The 25346-nt window shown below is 32.7% G+C and carries 26 protein-coding genes and 2 tRNA genes; 11 read left to right on the forward strand and 17 right to left on the reverse strand.

The window, feature by feature from the left end; translation table 11 throughout:
• Window positions 1-117 precede the first annotated feature (117 nt).
• The 5 genes from Q7I96_04475 to Q7I96_04495 all read right to left on the reverse strand — a co-directional run bounded on the left by Q7I96_04475 (window position 118) and on the right by Q7I96_04495 (window position 3719).
• Window positions 118-633, reverse strand: a complete 516-nt coding sequence (locus tag Q7I96_04475; GenBank protein ID MDO9626867.1) for a DUF308 domain-containing protein — start codon at window positions 631-633, stop codon at window positions 118-120.
• Between the two features lie 272 nt (window positions 634-905).
• Window positions 906-1703, reverse strand: a complete 798-nt coding sequence (locus Q7I96_04480; protein MDO9626868.1) for an EFR1 family ferrodoxin — start codon at window positions 1701-1703, stop codon at window positions 906-908.
• A gap of 83 nt (window positions 1704-1786) precedes the next feature.
• Window positions 1787-2809 carry a histidine kinase dimerization/phosphoacceptor domain -containing protein gene (locus tag Q7I96_04485; GenBank protein MDO9626869.1) on the reverse strand — a complete coding sequence of 341 codons (1023 nt, stop codon included), beginning with the start codon at window positions 2807-2809 and terminating at the stop codon, window positions 1787-1789.
• A 184-nt stretch (window positions 2810-2993) separates the two neighbouring features.
• Window positions 2994-3299 carry a DUF2098 domain-containing protein gene (locus Q7I96_04490; protein MDO9626870.1) on the reverse strand — a complete coding sequence of 102 codons (306 nt, stop codon included), beginning with the start codon at window positions 3297-3299 and terminating at the stop codon, window positions 2994-2996.
• A gap of 141 nt (window positions 3300-3440) precedes the next feature.
• Window positions 3441-3719, reverse strand: coding sequence for a PRC-barrel domain-containing protein (locus tag Q7I96_04495; GenBank protein ID MDO9626871.1), 279 nt, complete (start codon window positions 3717-3719; stop codon window positions 3441-3443).
• Window positions 3720-3954: 235 nt separating this feature from the next.
• Here Q7I96_04495 and Q7I96_04500 point away from each other — a divergent pair, with 235 nt between their 5' ends.
• The 5 genes from Q7I96_04500 (at window position 3955) to Q7I96_04520 (ending at window position 9104) form a co-directional block, all read left to right on the forward strand.
• Window positions 3955-4578 (forward strand): Hsp20/alpha crystallin family protein, encoded by a 624-nt coding sequence (locus Q7I96_04500; GenBank protein ID MDO9626872.1) that lies wholly within the window; start codon window positions 3955-3957, stop codon window positions 4576-4578.
• A 274-nt stretch (window positions 4579-4852) separates the two neighbouring features.
• Entirely contained in the window at window positions 4853-5902 is a 1050-nt protein-coding gene (locus Q7I96_04505) for a site-2 protease family protein (GenBank protein ID MDO9626873.1), read from the forward strand.
• Between the two features lie 139 nt (window positions 5903-6041).
• Window positions 6042-7730 (forward strand): tRNA uridine(34) 5-carboxymethylaminomethyl modification radical SAM/GNAT enzyme Elp3, encoded by a 1689-nt coding sequence (locus Q7I96_04510; GenBank protein MDO9626874.1) that lies wholly within the window; start codon window positions 6042-6044, stop codon window positions 7728-7730.
• 238 nt (window positions 7731-7968) lie between these two features.
• A complete protein-coding gene (gene deoC, locus Q7I96_04515; GenBank protein ID MDO9626875.1) occupies window positions 7969-8682 on the forward strand; it encodes a deoxyribose-phosphate aldolase in 714 nt (237 codons plus the stop codon).
• Window positions 8683-8753: 71 nt separating this feature from the next.
• The gene (locus Q7I96_04520) at window positions 8754-9104 is read left to right on the forward strand and encodes a cyclophilin-like fold protein (protein MDO9626876.1); all 351 of its coding nucleotides are present in this window, start codon (window positions 8754-8756) and stop codon (window positions 9102-9104) included.
• Between the two features lie 32 nt (window positions 9105-9136).
• Here Q7I96_04520 and Q7I96_04525 read toward each other — a convergent pair whose 3' ends face one another.
• Both Q7I96_04525 and cofH read right to left on the reverse strand, forming a co-directional pair.
• Window positions 9137-9577 (reverse strand): GNAT family N-acetyltransferase, encoded by a 441-nt coding sequence (locus Q7I96_04525; GenBank protein ID MDO9626877.1) that lies wholly within the window; start codon window positions 9575-9577, stop codon window positions 9137-9139.
• Between the two features lie 338 nt (window positions 9578-9915).
• On the reverse strand, window positions 9916-11031 hold the full coding sequence (cofH, locus tag Q7I96_04530) for a 5-amino-6-(D-ribitylamino)uracil--L-tyrosine 4-hydroxyphenyl transferase CofH (protein MDO9626878.1): 1116 nt from the start codon (window positions 11029-11031) through the stop codon (window positions 9916-9918).
• Between the two features lie 153 nt (window positions 11032-11184).
• On the opposite strand from cofH, the gene Q7I96_04535 reads away from it, so the two are divergent.
• Together Q7I96_04535 and Q7I96_04540 are read left to right on the forward strand one after the other, a co-directional pair.
• Window positions 11185-11388, forward strand: coding sequence for a histone family protein (locus tag Q7I96_04535; protein MDO9626879.1), 204 nt, complete (start codon window positions 11185-11187; stop codon window positions 11386-11388).
• Window positions 11389-11663: 275 nt separating this feature from the next.
• Complete coding sequence (locus Q7I96_04540; GenBank protein ID MDO9626880.1) at window positions 11664-12155, forward strand: rubrerythrin family protein; 492 nt, start codon at window positions 11664-11666, stop codon at window positions 12153-12155.
• Window positions 12156-12323: 168 nt separating this feature from the next.
• Here the strand turns inward: Q7I96_04540 and Q7I96_04545 are convergent, their stop codons facing one another.
• Complete coding sequence (locus tag Q7I96_04545) at window positions 12324-14465, reverse strand: PAS domain S-box protein (GenBank protein MDO9626881.1); 2142 nt, start codon at window positions 14463-14465, stop codon at window positions 12324-12326.
• 246 nt (window positions 14466-14711) lie between these two features.
• Between Q7I96_04545 and Q7I96_04550 the strand changes: the two genes are divergently transcribed.
• The 3 genes from Q7I96_04550 (at window position 14712) to Q7I96_04560 (ending at window position 15245) form a co-directional block, all read left to right on the forward strand.
• Window positions 14712-14783 (forward strand) — tRNA-Val (locus Q7I96_04550).
• Between the two features lie 6 nt (window positions 14784-14789).
• A tRNA-Phe gene (locus Q7I96_04555) sits at window positions 14790-14862 on the forward strand.
• Window positions 14863-15047: 185 nt separating this feature from the next.
• Window positions 15048-15245, forward strand: coding sequence for a hypothetical protein (locus Q7I96_04560; protein MDO9626882.1), 198 nt, complete (start codon window positions 15048-15050; stop codon window positions 15243-15245).
• A 49-nt stretch (window positions 15246-15294) separates the two neighbouring features.
• Here Q7I96_04560 and Q7I96_04565 read toward each other — a convergent pair whose 3' ends face one another.
• The 9 genes from Q7I96_04565 to Q7I96_04605 all read right to left on the reverse strand — a co-directional run bounded on the left by Q7I96_04565 (window position 15295) and on the right by Q7I96_04605 (window position 24550).
• A complete protein-coding gene (locus tag Q7I96_04565; protein ID MDO9626883.1) occupies window positions 15295-16074 on the reverse strand; it encodes a hypothetical protein in 780 nt (259 codons plus the stop codon).
• A gap of 381 nt (window positions 16075-16455) precedes the next feature.
• A complete protein-coding gene (locus Q7I96_04570) occupies window positions 16456-17157 on the reverse strand; it encodes a hypothetical protein (protein ID MDO9626884.1) in 702 nt (233 codons plus the stop codon).
• A gap of 18 nt (window positions 17158-17175) precedes the next feature.
• Entirely contained in the window at window positions 17176-17958 is a 783-nt protein-coding gene (locus Q7I96_04575; protein MDO9626885.1) for a hypothetical protein, read from the reverse strand.
• A gap of 192 nt (window positions 17959-18150) precedes the next feature.
• A complete protein-coding gene (locus Q7I96_04580; GenBank protein MDO9626886.1) occupies window positions 18151-19419 on the reverse strand; it encodes a tRNA (N(6)-L-threonylcarbamoyladenosine(37)-C(2))-methylthiotransferase in 1269 nt (422 codons plus the stop codon).
• Window positions 19420-19749: 330 nt separating this feature from the next.
• Window positions 19750-20433 (reverse strand): protein-L-isoaspartate(D-aspartate) O-methyltransferase, encoded by a 684-nt coding sequence (locus Q7I96_04585; protein MDO9626887.1) that lies wholly within the window; start codon window positions 20431-20433, stop codon window positions 19750-19752.
• Between the two features lie 87 nt (window positions 20434-20520).
• Window positions 20521-21204: an HVO_0476 family zinc finger protein gene (locus tag Q7I96_04590; protein MDO9626888.1), complete on the reverse strand. Its 684-nt coding sequence runs from the start codon at window positions 21202-21204 to the stop codon at window positions 20521-20523.
• Window positions 21205-21449: 245 nt separating this feature from the next.
• Entirely contained in the window at window positions 21450-21935 is a 486-nt protein-coding gene (hacB, locus tag Q7I96_04595) for a homoaconitase small subunit (GenBank protein ID MDO9626889.1), read from the reverse strand.
• Window positions 21936-22039: 104 nt separating this feature from the next.
• Window positions 22040-23041 carry a beta-ribofuranosylaminobenzene 5'-phosphate synthase gene (locus Q7I96_04600; GenBank protein MDO9626890.1) on the reverse strand — a complete coding sequence of 334 codons (1002 nt, stop codon included), beginning with the start codon at window positions 23039-23041 and terminating at the stop codon, window positions 22040-22042.
• Window positions 23042-23071: 30 nt separating this feature from the next.
• Window positions 23072-24550 carry a radical SAM protein gene (locus Q7I96_04605; protein ID MDO9626891.1) on the reverse strand — a complete coding sequence of 493 codons (1479 nt, stop codon included), beginning with the start codon at window positions 24548-24550 and terminating at the stop codon, window positions 23072-23074.
• Between the two features lie 203 nt (window positions 24551-24753).
• On the opposite strand from Q7I96_04605, the gene Q7I96_04610 reads away from it, so the two are divergent.
• On the forward strand, window positions 24754-25272 hold the full coding sequence (locus Q7I96_04610; GenBank protein MDO9626892.1) for a CDP-2,3-bis-(O-geranylgeranyl)-sn-glycerol synthase: 519 nt from the start codon (window positions 24754-24756) through the stop codon (window positions 25270-25272).
• Window positions 25273-25346: the final 74 nt, after the last annotated feature.

The raw sequence follows: 25346 nt of genomic DNA on the forward strand, positions 1-25346 counted from the left end.
AATTATTTCTTTTTTTACTTTTCATATAAAATAAATGAATTCAATTAAAAACAATAAGCCAAGCATATGAATTAAAATAAATAAGAGGGGCCTTATTTATGTTTATTTATCTATTATTTATTCAGCAGACGCTGCTTCAACAACATCTGCCGGATTTACAAATAATAATACAAATCCATCAATAACCAGACCAATACCAATTATAATGGCCAAATAGTATGGATCTAGTGCGTAAGCGCCTAAAATAATGTAAAGAATACCCATTATCACTAGTAAGGCGTTTGATCCTTTGTGTACGGTGTGTTCACGGGCAAAGAATCCCATGATACCAGCAATAATCAAGAAGAAACCACCAAAGTAGAACCAGAAGCTTGCTAAGAAGCTTAAAGCTAGAATATTACCAAATAAAGCTATTCCTACAAAAATTGCTAGAATCCCCAATATTAAATAGGCAATACCCATTCCTTTGCTTGCTCCCCAAGCATGGAAACCTAAAGAAAGCAACCAAATACCGATTAATAATACGGTTAATCCAGCAAGCACACTGACCGTGAATACTGAAAACAATGGGAATACCATGACTAAAATACCTAAAATTATAGCTAAAATACCTAAAAGAGAATTATTGGTCATCAAATCTCACCTCCAATATGTGCCCCTCTTAATATTTATTATAATTTAGTCATTTCTCATATTTTAATTATAATCATTTAATTCTCAGTTGAAATCAGTTTTCAATTAGTATCTAAAAACCGTTTATAAAAAATATGTAGAATTAGAAATAAAAAATAAAGAAAGAAAGAAAGAAAAATGAATGAATAGAAATAATAGATAAATTAAAAATGAGTAAAATTTCTAAAAATTATAAAGATTTTTTCAGTAACCTGACAGTATAATGGCAGTATTTAATCATCCTTTAACAATTTTCTGGCCTTAACCGCACTATAAGTTTTCCCTTTGTAATTAAAAACACAAGGTATGGCCTTTTTAGGACAAAATGAAACACACCTCATGCAATATTCACATTCATTCCCGGTAACCGGATATTCCTCCATCTTAATATTAGATACTGGACATAGATTAACACAAAGGCCACATTTACTGCATTTTGATTCTTTAACCTTGAATTTTAGATATTTCTGATGTAGATTAACCCCAGTTAACCACAAACCACCACGAGAGACTACATTCATAATATCTGGAAGTATAGCTACCTTCCCCCATTTTGCTTTACCTTTAATAAGGGCCTTAGCATACTTTTTTGCGTGTTTGAGTCCCTTTCTAACTTTTTTATCGTTTTCCTTGTCTTTAGCAATGAAAAATATATTGCCCGGCATTATTATTTCACGGGCCCCTATGGGAGTATAACCTTTCTTTTCGACAATAGTTCTCAAAGGCCCCACTATACCTCCAGAATAGCCAGCTAAAGTATCAACCATAAATATTTCAGTTCCATTAGCTTCTGGAAGGTTTCTAATAAAATCCCAGACCAAGTTATATGTAGAAAAAACGGCCACTGGAAAGGCCAATCCAATGGTATTTTTAGTATTAACTGCACGGGCATCGTGTTTTTCTATGGGCTTAAGTTCCACAGAGTATTCTTTCCCTTGAAATACTTCTTTCATCTTGTTAACTACCAGCAAAGTGTTTCCCGTACCAGAAAAATAGTAAAAATCAATGCTTTTAGATTTAATAGTTATCACCCGTTATTTCGATTAATAATGATTTAATAATGATTAGATAAAGTAGAGAATTAATTTTAAATAAAGTAATAAAAAAATAAATATTATTCATCAATAGGTTCTTCATCTTTAAATTTAATGATGAATTGTGTTCCATTTTCACATTTCATATTAATCGAACCGTCAATTTGATTGATTAATCCATTTATAAGCATCATTCCCATATTACCCTGAGATCTAAAATCCAAATCTTCAGGGAATCCAACACCGTCGTCTGAAATTATTAATACATATGAATCATCATCTTTATAAAGTTTAATATTTATTTTTCCTTTTCCATTAGGGAAAGCATGTTTAAAACTGTTTATAATTGTTTCTGTGGCTATTAAACCTAAAGGAATAGCACGATCCACATCAATGGTTCCCTTTTGCAAATCCAGGCCTAAATCAACATTTAAATCCCGGGAATTATAGCTATGCATAATTTCTTTAGAAAGAGTACTTAAGTATTCAGAAAGCTCAATATCTTTCATATCCCCGGATTCATACAACTCCTTATGCAAAAGGGCCATAGATCTTGCTCGGTTCTGACTTTCAGTAAAGAGATCCTTTACATCAGGATCATTAATATAGTGAGATTGAATATTTAAAAGGCTGGAAATCATCATCAAGTTATTTTTCACCCTGTGATGAATTTCTTTCATGAGTATTTCCTTATCATGTAACGCTTTTTCCAGTTTTTTCTCCATTTTCATACGTTCAGTTATGTCCCGGGCAATGTGCACACTTCCCAGAAGTTCACCATCAGGATTAACAATAGGAGAGGCCGTTACCAAAAAATAACCGCCTAGATTATCTTCCTGAACTTCTTGTGTATGTTCCAGGCCATCTTGAAGGAGTTTAGAGTGAGGACATTCTAATATAGGTGAATCAGTATGATGTACCACTTCATAGCAATGCAACCCAATACCTGCATCAGAAGAGACACCTAAACGATTGGCCATAGCCTTATTAATCTTTACAACCCTATGATCAGTGTCTAAAATAGCTATAAGATCTGGTAGGGCATCAAAAACGTATTTCCAAATATTGTCTGACTCTAAAATTTGAGCATTGTATTCTGTCATGAAAAACCTTTAAAATTTTTATCCTTATGATAGTCATTTTATTAAAAAGAATATTATAAAAAAGTTGTTATTAAAAATGATATGATTCTTTGGCTTTAATTTATGTTATTATGCAAATTATTTTAATTTAATTTAAGTAATTAATTGAAAAATATGAAAAAATGAGAAATATGAAAAAATTTAATCACCCACCACCATCACAGGTCCCAGTGCCCATGGATACGTCGGCCAAATCGTTTTTATTCTTAGATTTTTCTAATGCGTTTGCCGCATTGAACTTTTTAGAAGATTTTTTCTGGGGTTTAATATTATTTTCAGCCAGAACTTCAAGGGATTCACTATTATACCACATTTCGGAATGATCTATTTGAATCCATCCTTCATCTTCTTCTACTTTAACAGCAGAAACTTCTCCAGTAGTTCCAGTACCTCCGTATCTAACAGTTAAACCTACATTTACTTGCTTTCCACGGCCGTCAATAATTTGCATATCTAATCTCCCCGTATTTTTATAATGATTAATTAATTAGTTTGATTTAAATGATTTAAAAGATAATTATGCATTATTTACTAAGTCATTATTTTAAAAATTTTATTGCCCCAAAATTAGAACAAAATGAAAAAATAATTCTTACTTTTCAATGGAAATAGAGATAGATTCGGGTTCCTGAGAATCTTTATCATGATTTGCATCCTCACCAGATAGTGCGAGAATGACATAATCTCCTACTGACCCAATATCCTCAACAGAAACTATGAAAGTCTTTTGTTTTAAAGCGATATCACTCTTAGAAATAGTTACAGTATTTATAGAACCTTTTGAAAGGTCAATTTCCATATCAGAGATTTTTCCAATTTCCATTGCATTTTTATCTATAACTTTTTTACCTAAAAATTCAGTCACCTTCATGAAAACACCATTTTTTATTATGTTAGTTTAAAAACTTATAACTTTGGTATTCATAGAACCATTTAATTTAAAATTAACTAACAAAATATATAAATAAACTGAAAAACAGATACTAATAGTGAAAAATAAGCATATAATTAAAAATAGCCTTTCTTTTATCAATTAAAAAGAGAATAGGTAGAAAACAATAAAATGGAATAAATTCTGAAAAAATTTAAATTGAGGGATTTCAAAAATGGCAAGAAAAACCAAAGCAAAAAAGGAAAAAGCACCAGAAAAAAGTATTGAACTTGAAACTGAGGTAAAAGAAAAAAGCCAGGAAACCCAAGAGGAAAATGAGGGTAAATTGGAAGATTCCAATTTAAAAAAGGACATTAAAGAGAACACTGAAAAAATCCAGACCCATGCAGAAAAAGTTCTGGATGATATTATAAGCACCTTTAAAGGAAAACAGGAAGAGTTTGGTAAGACCATTTCCAATTACACCACTGTTACTGAAAAACCTTTAGTGGATCTCTTAGAAATCGACGAATCTTTAATATTGAAAGTTGACCTACCAAATATCAGCAAAGATGATGTAATTTTAGAAGTTACTGAAGAAAGTGTGGAAATCGCTGTTCAATTCGAAGAAGATATTGAAGAAATGGTGAAAGAAGCAGCTGCCGAAGAAGAATCTGATGATGAATCTCCTAAAGTTAAATATATCCTTAAAGAGAGAAGTAAAGGAAAAATAGAGCGATATATACCTCTTCCCGTACAAATAAATATTGAAGAAGTTGCAGCTCGCTTTGAAGGGTCTGTGCTAATTGTGGATCTTCCTAAAATAAAGGAACCACGATTTAAGGTAGATATCAGTTAATTATAATTGAATCTCAAATCAGTTTTAAAGTTAGTATTTGAAAAATAAATTAAAAATACTGACTTTAATTTATATATTTTTTTATATATTTTTCTAGAATTTTTTATTTTCATAATAGCTTATTTTTAATAGCTTATTTTTATAATCAGAATTTGCATATTTACAAATAGTAAAGCTAAATCTATTTTCCAAAATATTATGCTAATCTGTTAGTCTAAAAAAATGTATTAATAATTCTAAAATTATTTAGAGTAAATGAAACAAATATAATTTCATGAAAACATCCCTGAGAATTCTCACTGTATTTGAAATTCCAATTGAACTGGATATCTCATTTTTATTATTAATATTATTCATTTATTTAATGGCCATTTTAAATATAATCCAATTAGAGTTAGCAGTTTTAATAACCCTTGTTTTCGTCACCGTGGTGATTCACGAGCTTTCACATTCGTATATTGCCCAGCGATATGGGGTGGATATAGAAAGAATTGTGCTTCTACCTATTGGTGGAGTGGCCCAAATGGGAGAAATTCCTAAAGAACCTAGGCAAGAGCTTTATATTGCTGCAGTGGGGCCCATGGCCAATGTGATAATTGCTGGACTTTCCTACCTATTATTCTTAGTTACTGAGTCAGCATTGCCCCTATTTGCTTCTGCATTTATACTGCAATTTGCCTTAGTTAATCTGGTTTTAGCAGTGTTTAATTTGCTACCTGCGTTTCCTATGGATGGTGGAAGAGTATTAAGGGCTATTTTAGCAGAAAGAATGAAATATGTGCGGGCCACAGAATTATCAGTTTCTATTGGGAAAATTTTTGCCATACTAATGGCCGGAGCAGGAATATTTTTACCTAACTTTTTCCTTATATTAATTGCACTGTTTATTTACATTGGAGCTGATCAGGAATACAAAGCTACCATAATCTCTTCACTTTTAGGAGACCTGAAGGTTGAAAATATCATGACCTCCGAAGTTATGACACTTTCACCACAGATAAGTATAGAGGAAGCACTAGAAAAGATGTTTCAATACAAACACATGGGTTATCCAGTTATGAGTGAGGAAAAATTAGAGGGTATAGTAACTTTTCATGATTTATCAAATGCTAAAAAAGAAAATAAAAACTTATTAGTATCTGATGTGATGAGTAAAGATTTAATCACCACCAATCCAAATGAGGAAGTTATAATTGCCCTTGAAAAACTTACAAAACATAATTTAGGACGTTTGCCTGTAGTGAAAGATGATAAATTGGTGGGAATTATATCAAAAACAGATATTATTAAGATTTTAAATCTAATGAAGAATAAGGCCAAATAAATCTAATATTATTAATAAAATAATTATAATCAATAGTTAATCAGATAGCTTAAATAATCAAACTATTATGATTTTTCATACAGATATTAATAAAATCTAATTTATTATATTATTAAATTTAAAATAGGGAGAATAATGCATGGAAAATGCCTGCAGAACCATAATTGAACATATACTTCAAGGAAAAATCAATTCAAAGCAAGAGCTGGAAAAAGCAAAGCGTCAGACCTGCCGTGACTTTAAATTGGAAGAATTCATGAGTAATTCCCTTATTCTAAAATATGCCACTCCCCGTGAAAAGAAGATTCTGGGTGATGTTTTAGTGAAAAAACCCACCAGAACCATATCTGGGGTGGCCATAGTGGCCGTGATGTGTCAACCTCAGGATTGTCCCCATGGAAGATGCTTATATTGTCCAGAAAGTGATAATGCACCACCTAGTTACACTGGAGAGGAACCTGCAGCACTCCGGGCCAGAATGTACAAGTTCCATCCTTATGACCAAGTTTACAACCGTTTAAAACAGTTGAACAGCATCGGACATGCCTTAGATAAAGTGGAATTAATAATTATGGGTGGAACTTTCCCGGCCCACGTTTTATGTTATCAAGAATGGTTTGTAGCCAAGTGCCTGGAAGCCATGGTTGATTTTGGTTTAAAAGAATCTCAAATAAATTTAAAACATGAGATTATGGATGAAATACCAGAAAGCCATAACAATTCATCCCCCAATTCCATTTTAAATTCACCCATACCTCATTATGGCCTAGAAAAATACGTACTCCTGGAAGATGCCCAAAAGGCCAATGAAACATCAAAGATAAGATGCGTGGGAATTACCTTTGAAACTCGCCCAGATTACTGTAAAGTGGAAGATGTGAATCGTATGCTTAATATGGGTGTTACTAGAGTTGAGTTAGGTGTTCAAACCATTTATAATTACATATATCAACGAATAAAAAGAGGCCACAGTGTAAAGGACGTGATTGAATCCAATCGAGTACTGAGAGATTCAGGAATCAAAGTAGCCATGCACCTCATGCCCGGATTATTCTCAGATTTTGAACGAGATATGAGAATATTCAACCGTTTATTCACAGACTCATCCTTTAAACCAGACATGCTGAAAATATATCCCTGTTTAATAACTAAAGGTAGTGAAATGCATGCTATGTGGGAAAGAGGAGATTATGAACCTTACACCACTGAAGAAGCCGTTGATCTCATTGTAGAAATAAAAAAAATGCTCCCCAAATGGGTTAGAACCATGCGAATACAACGGGATATTCCTTCACCATTAATAGAAGCCGGGGTGCAAAAGTCCAATTTAGGAGAGCTAGTTTACAATCGTTTAGAAGAAGAGGGAGTCCAATGCCAATGTATAAGGTGTAGGGAAGTAGGCCATCAAGCTTCAAGAGGAATAAAAGCTGATTTAGACCAAATACAACTGATGGAAGAAACTTATTCGTCAGTAGGTGGGGGAGAAATATTCCTTTCCCAGGAAGACCCTATTTCCGATGTTCTGGCCGGGTTTTTAAGGCTGAGAATTCCATCAAATAAAGCCCATAGGCCAGAAATAGATGATAAAACTGCTTTGGTGAGAGAACTCCATGTTTATGGTTCTTTAGTTCCAATTGGAGAGAAAAAATCTGTGGTAGGTCAGCACGTGGGATATGGAGAAGAATTACTGGCTCGAGCAGAAGAAATAGCAATAGAAAAATATAATCGAGAAAAAATGGTCATAATAAGTGGAATAGGAACTCGAAACTATTACCGTAAGTTTGGATATGAAAGAGAAGGGCCTTATATGACTAAAAAGTTGATTTGAATAAGAAATATAATGATTTGCCCAATTATATTCATTATTTAATATTTTAAATTCTCTTTAATAATTTCTTTAATTTTCTTAAAAATGTTGGAGATAAAAATATTGGAATATTATTAAATATCCACTTAAAATATCCATTTAATATTTTAAATTCTCTTTAAATTTTTTATTTTTACTTATTAAACAAATTTAAAATTAGAATAGTTAAATTAGTTAAAATAAAGGGTATGGTGAAATAATGAGTGAAAACAAGAATACATATGGGGCAGATAGACTTTCTAAAATAAAATCACCACAGGATCTGGCCAAAATGATTGACCACACCAATGTTAAGGGTGATACCACCCAGGCCGATGTGATTAAACTCTGTAACGAGGCTGTAAAGTATAATTTTGCCAGTGCCGTGGTTACGGCCACCAATGTTCAGTTGGCCAGTGAAATACTTCAGGACAGCCCCATCAATGTCTGTTCAGTAGTTGGATTCCCATTGGGAGTAAGTACACCCGAAACTAAGGCTTTTGAAACTAAGGAATCCATAAAACATGGTGCAGATGAAATCGATATGGTAATGAATATTGGAGCCATTAAATCCGGTCTGGAAGATCTTTTAGAAAAAGACATCACCGATGTGGTAGAAGCGGCCTCAGGAAAAGTAGTGAAAGTTATTCTGGAAACTGCTCTTTTAAATGAGGAAGAAAAAGTCGTATCATGTGTTATTGCTAAAAAATCAGGGGCTGATTATGTTAAAACATCAACAGCTTATGGAGGCCTAACTGGGGCTACTATAGAAGATGTTAGATTAATGAGAGAAACTATTGGTCCAGATATGAAAATTAAAGCAGCTGGTGGTATAAGGGACCTTGAAACCGCACTGGCCATGATAGAAGCCGGAGCAGATAAATTAGGAACTTCCACCGGAGTTCAAATCATAGAAGAAATGATTAAAAAATAACAACCATGAATAAATATGGAATAAAATTATTATTCATTAATTTCTTTATTCTATTTAATTAGGTGATAAATTTGAAAATAGAAATTGAAGTGGAAGGAAAAGGAAAGGCCATTGCAGAGTTAGATGATAGAAACCCTCAATCAGCCCAAGCTATTTATGATAGTCTTCCCCTGGAAAATAAGGCCTTGCTCTGGTTGGAAGAGATTTATTTTGATATTCCAGTTACTTTGGAAGAAGAAAATCCTTCTAAAATGGCAGAAATAGGAGATATTTCCTACTGGCCACCAGGATATGCTTTTTGCATCTTTTTTGGAGATACACAGCCCTATTCCGAGGTTAATCACATTGGCCAGATTACCGAGAATTTGGAGCTATTTTTTAAAGTGGATGAGGGAGATAGAATAATTTTAAGAAAAATTTAAAGAAATATTAAAGTTTTTAATAAATTTATTACTCATTTATCGTTTAAAGTTTTTTTAAACCCTTTATGTGTGTCAGGGTTAAATCCTAAAGATTCATAAAAAGCAATAGCATCTTTTCTATCGTTATGAGTAATTAATAAAATCTGATAACAGTCATTTTCAAGGGCTAACTTCTCAATTTCAGTCATTAGTGCTTTCCCAATGCCTTTTCTTCTGTATTTGCGATCGACGATTAAATCCTCAATTAACAAAAATGGTTTACATTCACCATACAGTTCTTCACATATAATACCTAAAACTGACCCAATCAAATGATTTTCTTCCAAAGCACTTAGTAAAATGTAGTTAGGATTTTCCTGCAACTCTATAAACTTCATTTCCATTAGTTCAATTGAGGAATCTTCATTCCAAAACTGCTTATACAGTAATGCTAACTCCAATATGTCCTCTTTAATAGTCCTTCTTATTTTCATTGTTCCTACTTCTGTTTAAGTTTTTGAAACCAATTTATACCACAAATCCAAACTTTATTTTCCAATCAAGTTTCAATATTTCTTACTCCATGCTCCGATTGATATCATCATGAGTTTATTTAATTCCCTATTGAATTTCCGGTACATGCAAATGTTGATATAAACTTCCTTGCAGATCTAAACACATTTCTTATCTTCCCAATATGCCTTAATAAATCCCTCTGTACAATCAATCCAGGTAAGTAAAACAATGTTTGTCTTTTGTAACTCTGAACATTTCATTAAGATCTAAAAAAGATCTGAAAAGTGATGTATGGTAAAGTAGCCATTATTTAAGTCTAAATTCTCCGAATATTTTTATAAACTGTATCCCTTTCTGCAGGTATTCTACCCAGATTAGAAATTATTCCTTCTAATTCACTGGGTTCAGTTCTTACACCATATGAAGCCCCAGCAGACCTTGAAATATTCTCTTCGCCCAGAGTCCCACCCAAATCATTGGCCCCGGCCATCAAACAGATTTGAGCAAACTTAAAGCCTAATTTAACCCAAGAAACCTGAATATTTTTAATAGAATCATAGAACATCAAACGGGCCACTGCATAAAGCTTTAAATCATCTGCCCCTGTTGTACCTGGCCTAGAAATGCCTTCCTGATAAATTGGAGCATGCTGGTGCATAAATGTTAGGGGGACGAACTCCGTGAATCCACCAGTTCTCTTTTGAATGTTCCTTAAAATATCTAAATGTTTTATTCTATGTTCCAAAGTTTCCACGTGGCCATACATCATGGTGCAAGTAGTAGGAACTCCCACACGATGAGCCGTTTCTACAACTTCAATCCACTGAGTAGTAGTCAGTTTTCCCGGACAAATAATCTCTCTTACATCATCATTCAGAATTTCAGCGGCCGTCCCCGGCATGGACCCTAGGCCCGCATCTTTAAGCATCTTTAAAGTTTCTTCCAGTGATAAACCCGCTTTTTTTGAACCAGAATAAATCTCCATTGGGGAAAAGGCATGAATGTGAATATTGGGAAGTTCGGCCTTGACCTCTTTTAGGATTTTTTCATAAAAATAGGCATCCACTTCCGGATGAAGGCCACCTTGAATACATATTTCCCTAGCACCATTATCTGCAGCAGATTTGGCCCTAGTTACCAGTTCAGATATTTCTAAAAAGTAAGAATCTGAGTCTTCTGAATCCTTTTTAAAAGCACAGAACCCACAAGTTCCTGAACAAATATTGGTGAAGTTGATGTTCCAATTTTTAATAAATGTCACTTCATCACCGACCAATACATGTCTTAGAAGGTCCGCTGTAATTAATAATGCATTTAAATCATTTCCAGTAGTATTAATCAAATATAATGCATCTTCAGTAGAAATTGGTCCTTTAAAAGCACCTTCCAAAATTTCCTCGGTGCGTGGTTTAATGTTCAACTTACCAAACATGCGATTTAGTATCTCAGTCTATATCTTTAAAAGTTTTGGTTTAATGCATATCTCAACACCCTATACAGTATGCCCTTACTGGTGGTTCCAGACATCATAATTACCGATAAATTTAAATATACTAGAGTCCTAGGTTAATCTGGAGGTGAAATTATGGCCGAATTACCAATTGCACCAGTAGGCAGAATCATCAAAAATGCCGGTGCACAAAGAATAAGCGACGACGCAAAGGAGGCTTTAGCCAAAGCTCTCGAAGAGAAAGGTGAAGAAATTTCCCGAAAAGCTGTCGAGCTTGCAAAGCACGCTGGTAGAAAAACCGTCAAAGCTAATGATATAGAAATGGCAGCTAAACAATAAGTTTAAGCTTCTATTACGATCATTTTTTTATTTCTATTTTTATTTTTTATTAAGGCATTATTGTATCGTTTATTTTTATTTTAAGGCATTAATAATCTAATAATTCTCAAATTAGTATTTATTAATAAATTAATAGTAAAACTAACTAGTTTTATGAATTTGAAACACGAATTTTATTTTTGCGCTCATTATAATAGAAAAAATTAATATTACTCAAAGTTAATATAATTCTGATAAAAATATATTTATTATATTATTAAAAAGGAGAAGTGAAAATGAGTACCATGGATAATTTAAAAGAAGCCTTTGCTGGCGAATCTCAAGCTAATAGAAAATACCTGGCCTTTGCTAAAAAAGCAGACGCCGAAGGACATACACAAATTGCAAAATTATTCCGAGCTGCCGCCGATGCAGAAACTGTACATGCACACGCTCACCTTCGAGTAATGGGTGGAATCAGTAGCACCGAAGAAAACCTTAAAGGAGCTATTGAAGGAGAAACCGAAGAATTCGAAGAAATGTATCCTGGTTTCATTGAAGAAGCTAAAGCAGAAGATAATAAAGCTGCAGTAATTACCTTTGAAAATGCTAATGCTGTAGAAAAGATTCACGCTGACCTATACAAAAAAGCTTTAGAAAATATGGCCAACAACGAAGAAGTTGACTACTATGTGTGCCAAGTATGTGGAAACACTGTAGAAAACGAAGCTCCTGAAAAATGTCCGATTTGTGGAGTTCCAGCTTCAAAATTTATAAAAATTGATTAAATATTTAATTAAATATTAAAGTAAATAGGATACAAATCGTATTCTAACTTTTTTATTATTTTTTATTTTAGAATTTATGATTTATAAAATTTAATTGATTTAGATCTAATTTAAAGGTTTAAACTTTAATTAAAGCTTATTTGATACTTTAATTAAAAATTAAAAAGTCTAAAAAGTTTTTTCCGGAAATGTTATCTGGAAACTAGTTCCTTTTTCCATAACCACATTTAATTCTGCATCAATTTGATTACTAAGGCTATTTACTAATTGTAATCCCATTGAAGATGTATTTTTATAATCTAAATCTTTAGGGAATCCAATTCCATCATCAGAAACCTCTAATTTTAGTTTATCTCCTACTCGATGGAACGAAATCAATATTGTACCTTGCATTTCATTAGGAAAGGCATGTTTCAAGGCATTGGTAATTATTTCATTAATGATAAGGCCCAATGGAATAGATGTATTTATGTCTACCATAATATCTTCTACATCCAGTTTAATCTCAATTTTTTGGTCATTGGTAACATAAGCATGGAAAAGGTCATTTGCAAGTGTTCTGATATAGTCCCCCATATCAATTCTTTTTAAATCCGTGGAGCGATATAATCTCTCATGAATAAGGGCCATGGATTTAGCTCGATTTTGACTTTCTTTAAAAATACCGAGAGCTTCCTTGTCTTTAATGAAACGTGATTGGATACTCAATAAACTTGATATTATCATCAAATTATTTTTAACCCTGTGATGGATTTCTTTGAGTAGCATTTCTTTTTCTTCTAAAGCAATCTTCAATTTCATTTGTGTTTCCATAATATCAGTAATATCTCTGGAAATTGTTTGTACACTTTTAACATTATTTTCAGGTCCAAAAAGTGGTTGTATGCTAGCACTATACCATCCCACGACCCCCTCATGTTCTACAGGTAATTCAATCTCTAATCCTTTTCCAGTATTAAAGACTTTCCGAACAGCTTCCATCTGCTTTTCAGAACTTTCCGGAAAAATATCCATTAATGATTTACCTATTAATTCATAGGGTTCCATATTTAGACTATGGGCACCAGCAGTATTAGCTAAAAGGAAAATACCATTAGAATCCATTACAGAAATAGGATCCTTGGCCGATTCAATTAGGGACCTATACTTCTCTTCACTCTCACGTAGGGCGTGTTCAGCTTTTCTTCTATATGTAATATCTCTGGCCACCGACAAAGCCACTTTTTTCCCTTTAAAATCAAAAATATGGGAATTGATTTCCACGGGAATTTCTATCCTATCTTTAGTAATATAAGTCCTTTCAAAGGTTACCTTACCCTCGTTTAAAAGAATATTTACTTCATTTCGAGTAACTTCTCCTTTTTTACCAATATCACCAGGAGTCATTTTAAGAAATTCGTCCAAATTATAACCTAAAGTCTCCACTGCTACATCATTAACTTCAATATATTTTCCTGCCCGACCATCAGCTTTTAATTCAATCAGAGTGATAATGTCATTAACTTTATTAAATACTTCCCTAAATTTTTCTTCACTATTTTTTAGAGCATTTTCCATTTTTATTCGATCTGAAATATCATGGAATACCACTACTGCCCCATTTATTTCTCCAGATTTGATAATAGGAGTTACAATATACTCAACTGGAAAACTGGATCCATCTTTCTTCCAGAATAATTCATTAGTTACTCTTTTACTTCCTCCTTTCAAAATACTGAAGTTATGTATGGTGCATTCCTCTAAAGGAAAATGAGTTCCATCCGCTTTGGTGTGGTGCATTAGTTCATGTGAATTTTTCCCAATAGCCTCCTCAAAAGAGAATCCAGTAGTTTTTTCGGCAAATGAATTAAAAAAGGTGACAATTCCATTTTTATTAACCCCATAGATTCCCTCACCAACAGAGTCTAAAATGAGTTTATTTTGATAACTAATTCTTTTAAAAGCTTCCTGTGAATAGGCCATACTTTCACTTAATAAAATAGCCACTATACTCACAAAAAATAGAATAGCAATTCTAAAAAGGTCTTCTTCAATAGCAAAAAATGATAATGCAATATCAGTACGAGTTATAATTAAAACTACAGACAAAAAAGCAGTAACCAAGAGACCTCTTCTTTTCCACCATAAAGCAGAAAGAATAATAGGTATATAGAAAAAATGAGTAAACACCGTACTTATATTTAAAAATATGTGGAAATAAATAGTAATTATGGTACAAGCTCCCACTAAGGAAACAATTATGCCATTTTGTATATTCTTATCTTCCAGTTTTTCATGGAATCCTGAAACATTAAGAATTTTTTTATTCATTTTTATCCTCTTAAAAAATTAAAATAAGTTAGTTTATAATATGTTTATACTAATTAATAAGTATTAGAAGTTCTAATAAATTATTTCATTCCTAAAAAACTGATAAAAATAATAAAAATTCGTGTTTTTTGAGCAAGGGAATTATTAAGAAGTTTATTATAATCCCTTTTAGAAAAGCAGATTAATAAAGTTCTAATAGAAAAGGTTATATAGGAATACAACTATATTGAAGATGGACGCTCCTTAGGGCCGGTGGTCTAGGGGTATGATACCTCCCTGACACGGAGGTGATCACGAGTTCGAATCTCGTCCGGCCCATATTATGCCGTGGTAGTTCAGTTGGGAGAACGCCAGACTGAAGATCTGGATGTCGCTGGTTCAAGTCCGGCCCACGGCACTAACTTTTTTAAAAATTTTGTTTCTAATTTTGATTTAATTTAAAATAATTTAATTATTCGTTATTATTAGCCATTTTATAGAATAGATACTTATTTTAAATTCACATTTTTGTAAAAATTAAACCAGATAATATTAAATTTACATAATGAAATAATAAATATATAAAAATTATTTGGTGAAATCGTGAAGAGTGTTACCTCATGTCCAAAATGTGGATCAAAGAAAATTAAATGGTTTAATCCAGAAGCTGGAATCTGGAAGTGTCAAAACTGTGAATACCAGGGAATTTTTGTTTTGGAATCATCAAAAACAAATAAGCAATTAAAAGAATCTAAAAAAATGGAAAAACTCCAGAAAAAACTTCTAAAAGGAAGATTTTAGTTTAACATTTGAATTATATTAAAATTATAAATAAAATAAATTAATTAAATTAAGATCTAAAAATTATTTTTCTAAATGCTATTCCTACAAATCCTCCAAAGGATGTTAAAGAAACAAATACCGAACCTAGAACAAAAGTGGACATTAAGGCCAATGACATTCCAGTAAGGTTATTCACATAAAACAGGGCTGAAAAAATAATTATCAAACCAAATAACAGTCCATTTAAAAGGCCGTCACCATAGCTCCTACTACCACCAATAAATGTGGCCACCGCACTTGCACTTACAGCGATAACAAATAAAATTCCGTATATCAAAAACCCAAGTACTGATATGGTAGTCATTACATTTCCAGTGGAACTGAAAACATTAATGGCTGTGGAATAGAGATAATCAAAGAATAAAACATAAGAAAGTAAACAACCTGAAATTACAATGCATAAACCTGCAAAAAGGCCTAAAAAACTTATTCTTCCTAGAAATCCCGGTTTTGATACTTTTGGGCGACTTTTTTCTTGATTATTCTGGCCAAAACTACTGGCATTCCTACTCAGACTATTATTATAACTACTGGGCCCTAAGCTGTATTCATCCGGCTCCTTTTTATGATAACTGCTTGCAAGACTTCCAAAGCCAAAGCCACCTCTGCTTTTCCTGGAGCCAGAGTTATTTTGATGATAAAAAGCCGGTTGATCATCTAAAAAATTCGACAGTGAATTAAAATATTTTAATTCCCCTCCACATTGACATACATCAAAATCATCGAGGGATTCACCATCTTCCAATTCATAGTATCCCCCGCAGTTATCACATTCTAAAAAAGGCATCGTATCACCGAAAAAATTCTTATGTGAATCTTTTTGTCAAAGTAATATATATTTATTTGGTTTTATTTGCTTTATTTTTGATTGTGATAATTAAAATTCGGATATTTTCAATCTACATTAACAATAGTAATCCATTGGAGAGTTGAATAATTGCATGAAATTATTTTACATGACAACTATTAATGATAATATAAAATTGGATTTTTGTTTATCCAGACTATCAAAATGGTAAACACCTAATTTTCCATGCATCTTTCAACTTTTCAAGTACAGTTAATCTAATTTTATAAATCTTGATTTTTAAAAGTTGATGATTCATCTTGATTTAAAAGAAAGGCCTATAATTCAAGTTTATTTTGATTCAGCAGGATTAAAAAATGATCAGGAATACACATTCGATTTATCAAATTCCGGGATAAAATTTTCTGTAAAGCTAACTAATTCAGTTTGAAGATTATTTACGGGTATAACTGAGTTTTCATAAGCTGGTGAGGCCCATATTGTTACTGAATAAGTATCACCATGAAATAATGCCATGTACACACCTAAGTCCACTTGCACGAATTTTACTCTTTTTCCATTGATTACTTTGTCATCAGTAAATTTATTTCCCATTGAATTTTCAATGGAATCGAATTCAGTATGATCACCAGTGCAATGCAAGCTTACATGCATCATTATGGAACCATTCGGTGGAAAATAATATTTATCCACAACCATTTGATACTTAGATTCCTGATAATTAACTGGTTGCAGGAGATTATGAGTGTATGATCTCATTTTTTCAGAAGAAGATGGAACTTGATAAGCCCCAACTTGATTAGGAATAATTTGATCCATTTTTTCCAAAGAAGGTGTGGAATTAAAGCTTAGAAAAATAATGAGAACAATTACGACTGTAACTGGTATTAAAAGAACTTTATTTGGAACAGATTTTATTAATCTTTTATCGTTTTTAGATGGAATGGAATCAACATGTTTAAAATGGCCACCACACTCACAGGTCAAGTCAAAATCATCCACAGATTCATCATCCTCAAGATCATAACAGGCCCCACATTGATCACAGATTAAATAACTCATGAAAATACCATTTTGAAATTATTTATCCAATTTCCTTCTCAAAAATACTCCTAGTGCTCCTCCAAAAGCTGCCAGCCCACCATAAAAGAATATTCCAATAAACAGACCAGAAAGTGATCCCCCAATAATTCCCAATAATAATGAGAAAATAACGCCGACTAAGCCACCATTTAATGCCCCATCTTTAAAATCTCTGCTTTTGCTAATTAAAGAAGCTAAAGCTCCGGAAATTATAGCTATTATAATCAATAATAATATGTAAATAACAGCCGATAATAAAATTCCCGGCGAATAATATCCAAAAACAGACCCAGAACCATATTCACCAAATACTATCAGAACTAAGCCTAGAACTGTGATAATCGCAGTTATTACAAAAAATAATACGCCTACAATTACTCCCAACCAACTAATCCTTTCCAAAATATCTTTTGGTTCATTATATGAGTCAATTTCATTATTAGAATAATTATTTTTGTAATTTCCAGAAGCGTTTTTAGAATTTCTAGCAAGTCTTTCAATATGATCCATATCATAAGAACTTCCAGACTTAGTTTCATTATTTTTATTATTAATAGAAATTAACTTTCCACCACACTTAGAACAATAAATACCTGGTTCATTTTCTTCCAAGCAATTAGAACAAACAAATCTGGCCTTCTTTTCAGGTTCAGACTTTAAAAAAGAATCTTCAACTAATTTTAAATGGCCACCGCACTGACAATTCTCAAAATCATCAGCAAACTCCCCAGATTGGAGTTCATAGTAGCCCCCACACTCTTCACAGATTATGTAACCCATTTTCCCACCCAATTTATTTCTAATTATCTAAATAATCAGTTCAAGTAGTATTAAAATATTACTAAAAAATTCTAAGTATAATAATTTAATTAATCTGAGAATTAGATGATTAAAAAAATAGGGCAAACTAAGAAAATAAGAAAAATTAGAATATTTATGTAAAAAATAAAGGAATTAAGGCCTATGAATTAATTACTCCGCCCTCAAGTAAGTGCTGGTGGCCTCAGTAATCTTAACTGTTTTAAATGATCCTACTTCAGCATCTTGGACAACCACGGGCATGTAAGAGTTTGTTCTTCCAATGAATCCGCCTTTTCTACCTTCTTCCACTACCAGAACTTCCTGAGTTGTTCCAATTAGTTTTTGGTTATCTTCGCGAGTTATATCAGTTTTAATACCTTCAATGAATTTAGAACGTCTTTTTAATTCTGTGAAGTGAATTTCCTCCAGAGCAGAAGATTCTGTCCTATGTCGGTGTTTATACTTAGAAAGGTGAATAAAATTGGGCTTTATATCCTTTATTAACTCACAAGTATCATCAAAGGCCGCCTCGTCTTCAGTAGGATAACCAACAATTATATCTGTGGCAATGGAGATTTCAGGAATTTCTTTTCTAAAAGCAGCAATAATTTCCTTGAATTCTTCCACAGTGTGGCCTCGGTGCATATCATGGAGAACCTGGTCATTTCCACTTTGAATGGGAATATGGAGGAATTTATAAACATTTTTTGATTTAAATGCTTCAATTAGACCATCCACATCATCCATCATATTTTTAGGATGCATCATACCCACTCTGATTCTGAAATCACCTTCCAGAGAAGATATAGATTTAATAAGATCTGAAAGCTTTTCTCCCGTTTCTTTTCCATAGGCTGCTGTATCCTGGGCCGTGAGCTGGATTTCAACACAACCTTCTTTCAGGGCCTGAGCTGCCTCTTCTTTAATTGCTCCGGATGGATAGCTCTGCAATCCTCCTCTAGCAAATCTGGTGCAGCAGTAACTGCATTTTCCAAGGCAACCTTCACAAATTTGTATTATGTGAATATATGGGTTGAAACGCATTTTTGGAAGGCCCACTTTTTCTTCTCTGGAAAATCCAGTCAATCGAAGGTTTTCTCCACACAAAGCAGCCTCAACAGCTTCAGGAGCTTTTTTTATTTGATGTGGGCCAATCCATCCTGCTTCAGGTGCAATCTGATGGAGCTTTTCTGGTTCTATTTCCACCATACATCCAGCTACAATGAGCTTTTTATCAGGATAATCCTGGTTAAATTTTTTTATTTTATTTATAACCTTGTGTTCAGTGGGGTGTTTCACATAACAAGTGTTTAAAATGGCCACTTCAGCTTCTTCAATTGTTTTAACAATTTCTGCATTATTTTCCAGAAGTAAACCGGCCATTATTTGAGAATCCGCCTGATTAAAGGTGCATCCCAGAGTTTCAATATAAACTTTCATTTTATCACGAATTAAGGAGTTATAAGATTTATTATATAAATTAAAGTTATTTTAAGTTTATTAAGTAATTAGAATAATAGAATTTTTAAAATATAGTTCTAAAGTTACTAAGTTATTTAAACTAATTTATTATTTAATTATCCCTTGTAATAGAATTAGAAATTCAAATTTAATTATTAATATTATCAATTAACAATTGTTTACAAAATTATGATATATAAATGTGGTATAAATCAAAAAAATTCAGTTCCAATAATAATCTGAACTGATTTGAGATTAAAGATGAATATAATTAGGTGAATTTGAATAAATGAATATATAAATAGCTCATTACCAACCATGTTCCCCAATAAGTGGTACAAAGGCAACTCCACCTAAATTAGAAGTTTTGAATTTGTTCTTTGAAATTTTTTCCATTAGTATTAGTTCTTGATATTGATCCATTTGGCCTATAGGTGCTAAAATCTTTCCACCCACATTAAGTTGTTTTTTTAGAGTTTCTGGTATGTATGGGGCTGCTGCAGTCAAATAAATTCTTTCAAAAGGTGCTGCTTCAGGAATACCTAAAGATCCATCCCCTAAAACTAATTTAACATTTCCATGACCAGTTCTTTTAAGGTTCTCTTTTGCGATTTTGAAAAGGCTTTCAACACGTTCTATAGAATATAATTGCCCATTCTCACCTAATATTTCAGCCACCACTGCTGCATTATATCCAAAACCAGTTCCCACCTCTAAAACTTTCATTTCACCTTTTAAAGAAAGAATTTCACATATAATGGCCACCATATGTGGTGCTGAAATAGTCTGGCCTTCACCAATGGGTAAGGGCCTATCAATATAGGCATAGGGCTTCTGTTCAATGGGTAAGAATTCCTCACGGGGAACATATTCCATAGCCCGTTTAACGCTATCAGATTTAATAAAACCGAAACTTAGAAGATTTTTAACCAGTTTTTGGCGTTCTAACAATCGCTTCTGAAATTTATTTTTATCCCCATGTAATTTACTCATGAAATCACAAACAGCTACTTATAAACCCTATTTTTTTAAAAAATCAATTATAACACTTGGAGAATAATAACCTGGAGAAATATTTAGTTATTTTTTGGAATTAGTAAAAGCCATCCTATTTAACAATTTAGTTCTTGTTTTCTCATCCATAGATGTTTTAACAACTTTACTGGTCAAATTAAATTTATAAGGGACTTTGTGAGGCAATGGCTTTCCATAAATCCTTCTTATTAATGAAGATATCACCGCACCTTTTCTCATCTTTTTTTCTTCAGTTTTAATGGAACTTATTTTAAAGAAGATGTTATCAACTCTTATCACATCACCAATAGCAAATAAAAGGTCTCTATCCACATCTACTTTGTAGGAAATGATTCTTCCATGATAATCAATAGAAATTCCGACTCGGGCCGGTGTATCGAGAGAAGCAGCCCAGATAGTAACTAAATCTGAAGCCGGGCTCTTATCTACACGCTTGCCATTTTTATTTTCCAAAGAAGTAACTTCTAGGGCTTCATCATTTAATCGCAATATGTCTCCCACAATCAAAATATCATCAGGATAAATCTTGATGAAATCTTTTCTGGAAGAATCGAGTTCACTGATTATTATTCTGAAATTAACAGGTTTATCATAACTTATAGTTTCTCTAAAAACCGTTTGGCATTCATTACATTTTAAAATAAGTTTTTCTATTTCTTGAGTTTTTGAAGTCTCTTTTTTAGATTTTAAAGCTTCAAAAGAATTAGATCCGCAAGTGGGACATTTCATTATCTTTACCTCTTAAAAAATTTTATTAAAAATAATTCCAATTGAATTAGATTGTATGGTTAATATAATAAATTTAATTTAATGAAAATTTAATCAACATTATTATTTATGATATGTAGTTTATTGAATTTATCTTTATCTAGATATTAATAGATATAGAATCTGAAATTAAAAATCTAAAATAAATTAATATAATAAATATAATTAATTATAATTCTAAATATTTTTTAAAATTATTTGATTTTCTACTTTTTTTTAAGATAATGATCGACTAAACCCCCGTCTTTTAAAATTTCAAGCATGAATTTTTTGAAGGGTTCGATTACAAAGGTTTTCTTAGTATTTAAATTCTGGATTATTCCTTCTTCCAAATTTATTCTAAGTTCATCTCCCTCATTGACCTCAATATCTGCAACTATAACTGGTAGTCCAATATTTATGGCATTCCGATAAAATATTCTGGCAAAGGAACGGGCAATGATAGCAGATACACCTGCATGCTTTAAAGCTACTGGTGCTTGTTCTCTAGAAGAGCCACAACCAAAATTCCAGTCGGCCACAATTATATCACCATTGTCAACATTTTTAGCAAAATCTGCACTCACACCTTCCATTACATGGGCAGCCAAATCATTCAGACTGAAAGTTCTGAGATATCTGCCAGGTATTATGACATCAGTGTCAATATTATCTCCAAATTTCCAAACTTTTCCTTCTAATGTTTCCTTCATTGTATTTTGCCCCAAGTTAATTTTAGAGTGTAATATTCGTTTAATAATTAAATATTCATTTATTAATATTAGTTTATTGAATATTCAAATTTAAGATAATTCAGTCAACTTTTAATTCTAGCCCCAGTGTTTTGAGCACGGGTAATCATATGAATACCTTCTTGATCCCCCATAGCATCTTTTGCTGCATTTAAAACTGTTTTGGAATTCTTTTTAGTTACTGCAAATAATGTCGGGCCAAAAGAACTCATACCTGCCCCTGGAGCACCTGCATCCCTCATGCTATTCAATATGTCCCCAATTAACTTATTTTGCAGATCCATCTCTCTTTTCTTAAATCCCGTGCTTTGAATCTGATTTAAAGCATCACCAAATGAATCTATATCTTTTTCCAGAACCGCAGGCATCATTTTCATTAAAATTAAATGTGAAAGTTTCTGTACTTCTAAAAGTGGAATAGGACAGTATTTTTGAAAGATATTAACTTCCTTTTTTCCTGAAACACTTTCATCCAGTTTAGGAATGGCTAGTATTATATTCCAATCTTCTGGAAAATCATAATGGGCCAATACTGGTGGTGGAGAAGCTGAAGATGCTGATGAAGGTAAAAAGTCGGATTTCTCATTTTTACTGTGTCCTCCATCTACAATGAAGCCTCCATGATTAAATGCTTCAACACCAATTCCAGAGGTTCCACCACGACCAACAATGCGGCCTAAAGTAGTAGTTTGTACTTCGATATCATTTAAGTCCGTTATGAGTTTAGATGTGGCTAAGGAAAGTTGGGTGCCTGATCCCAGACCCGCATGAGCAGGATATGATTTTTCTACAAAAAAATCAAAGCCATCGTCAATATTAAAATATTTTAAAGTATTGGTAGCAGATTCTTTTATTTTCTGAGAATAATCAGAAATTAAATTTTCAGAAAGATTGTCAGAATCTTCAAAATAAATATTAATTCCTTGATCCCCATTAGGCGAAGGTTCTGCCCTTAGAACTAGTTCCGGATCGCGAATAGTGATTCCCACTCCACCATCAATTCGTCCGCAAGATCCATTTAGATCTATTAAAGTAAGATGTAGTCGGGAAGGAGTATTGATAATCAATTCAAAACCCTCAAATCTAGTTAAACCTATTTATTTAGCTTTTAAAGGTACAGCAAATTCTTTCTCAATTTCTTCACGATAAAGTGAATTCATAGTGCAGAATGGAATTATTCTACCGTCTGGAATAGCATAATGAATCACACATCTTTTTACTCGGTCTTCATCAAAATTCCAAGGATCCATGAAGTGCATACAAGATATTAAAAGGGTTTTGTGGTGGAAATCTCCTAAAGAGCTGTAAGATCTGTCTTTAAACACCGAAGTCAATATGCCTTTAATGTCAACACTTTTTGGAGAATTATTTCTATCAATAGTTCTAGGAAGATCCCGAGTAGCTCGAACAATAGTTTTAGCTTTTCCAGTTAATCCACCATCTTTAATGTCATCGGCACTTTTATCCAAAAGTTCAAAGAATTTATCAACATCAACAAATCTATTTATGGGAATCATGTCCCCGTCTTCTACAAATACATAAGTAGCAGTACCACAGTGCTGGTGACAAGTGAAAGCAACCTGAGGTACACCTTCAATAGCCTCTACAAATTCAGATATTGGCCTAACAGATGATGCCGGATAAAAATCATTAATTTCTATCTGAGAATTGGTTTGCTCACCAACAAATTTCTGGAAATCAGGTATAGTTATACGTTGTTCTTCTACCTGATCGGCGGGTGTTCTTCCGGCAAATGAAACTGGCTGGAAATTAATGCCGCGAATAATATCCATATTATCAACTGCAAATTGAATTATGTCTCCAATTTGATGATCATTTATTCCTTTTACCAACGTTGGAACCAAAACAATACCTAAATCTGCTTTACGGCAGTTTTCAATAGCATCTAATTTGATTTGGAATAAATCTTTATTCCTTATTTCCAGATAAGGTTCGGCAGTAACTCCGTCGAATTGGAGATAAATTGTATTCAAACCAGCTTCTTTAAGATCTTTAGCCAGTTCGGGTTTTCTAGCCAGACGCAGACCATTAGTAGCAATTTGAGTGTGGCTAAATCCTTCTTCCTTGGCCAATTTTATTAAATCCACTATATCTTTTCTGACAGTAGGTTCCCCTCCAGCATACTGAATGGCCGGAGTAGCAACTGGTTGATTAGCTCTTAAATTTTGAAGCATTTTCCTTATTTCTTCATAAGAAGGTTCATATAACATTTTAGAAACTGCTGCATTGGCAAAACAAACCGGACATCTTAAATTACATCGATTAGTAACATCGATAAGTCCTAAAATGGTATGGCTTTCGTGTTCTGGACAAATACCACAATCTGCCGGACAATTTTTGTCCTGGACTGTCTGAGGATTAGAAACACCCAATCCCCCATAATTACACTCTTCAGCCTTATTATAAATATCACTGCTGCTCCAATAAACATTGTCAAAAGTACCATGTTCGGGGCATTCCTTTTTTATCATGACTTTGCCCTGTTCCTCATAAACTTCTGCTTCTAAAGGTTTTAAGCACTCAGGACATAGGCTTTTTGTCTTTTTGATAACCATAATTTCACCCATATATATTTAATATAAAGTTATAAATCTTATAAACTAATCTTATAAATTTAATTATCTAATAAACTAATTCTTATAAACTGATTTCTTTGAATATCAATGCAATATGTTAAAACATAATATGTTAAAAATATAACTAATTATTTCAATTGCTTGATAATACATCAATTATAATGATTATCTAGAGGTAAACGATGAATCCAGATATTATCAATGTTTTAAATATGGCTGTCTATGTAATATACTTTATGCTACCAGCATATCTTGCAAATGTGAGTGCATTAACTTTTGGGGGAGGTAAACCTCTTGATTTTGGCCGCGAGTTTCGAGATGGGCGAAGAATTTTAGGAGATGGAGTCACCTGGCGAGGGACAATAATTGGAACCGGTATTGGAACTGCCATTGGAATATTGCAGGGAATTATTGCAGGAAATATATTCTACGGAGCATTATTGGGATTTAGTTTAGGTTTAGGAGCATTACTAGGTGATGCTGCAGGCAGTTTTATTAAGAGACGCATTAATATTGGTCGCGGCAGACCTGCCCCCGTTTTAGACCAATTAGACTTCGTAGTAGGTGCATTATTACTTTCATCATTAGTATTTAATCCTAGCTTAGAACTAATTGCACTAGCACTGATTATTAGTCCTATTTTGCATCTTTCAGCAAATTCAATTGGATATCTTTTAGGAATGAAAGATGTTTGGTACTGAATTAATCAATAACATTTTTAATTATGTTAAATATAAATTTAAATTGAAAGTAGTCCTTTGATTAATGATATTCT

This window comes from Methanobacteriaceae archaeon, from assembly GCA_030656015.1.
In the GTDB taxonomy this organism is placed as follows: Archaea; Methanobacteriota; Methanobacteria; order Methanobacteriales; family Methanobacteriaceae; genus UBA349.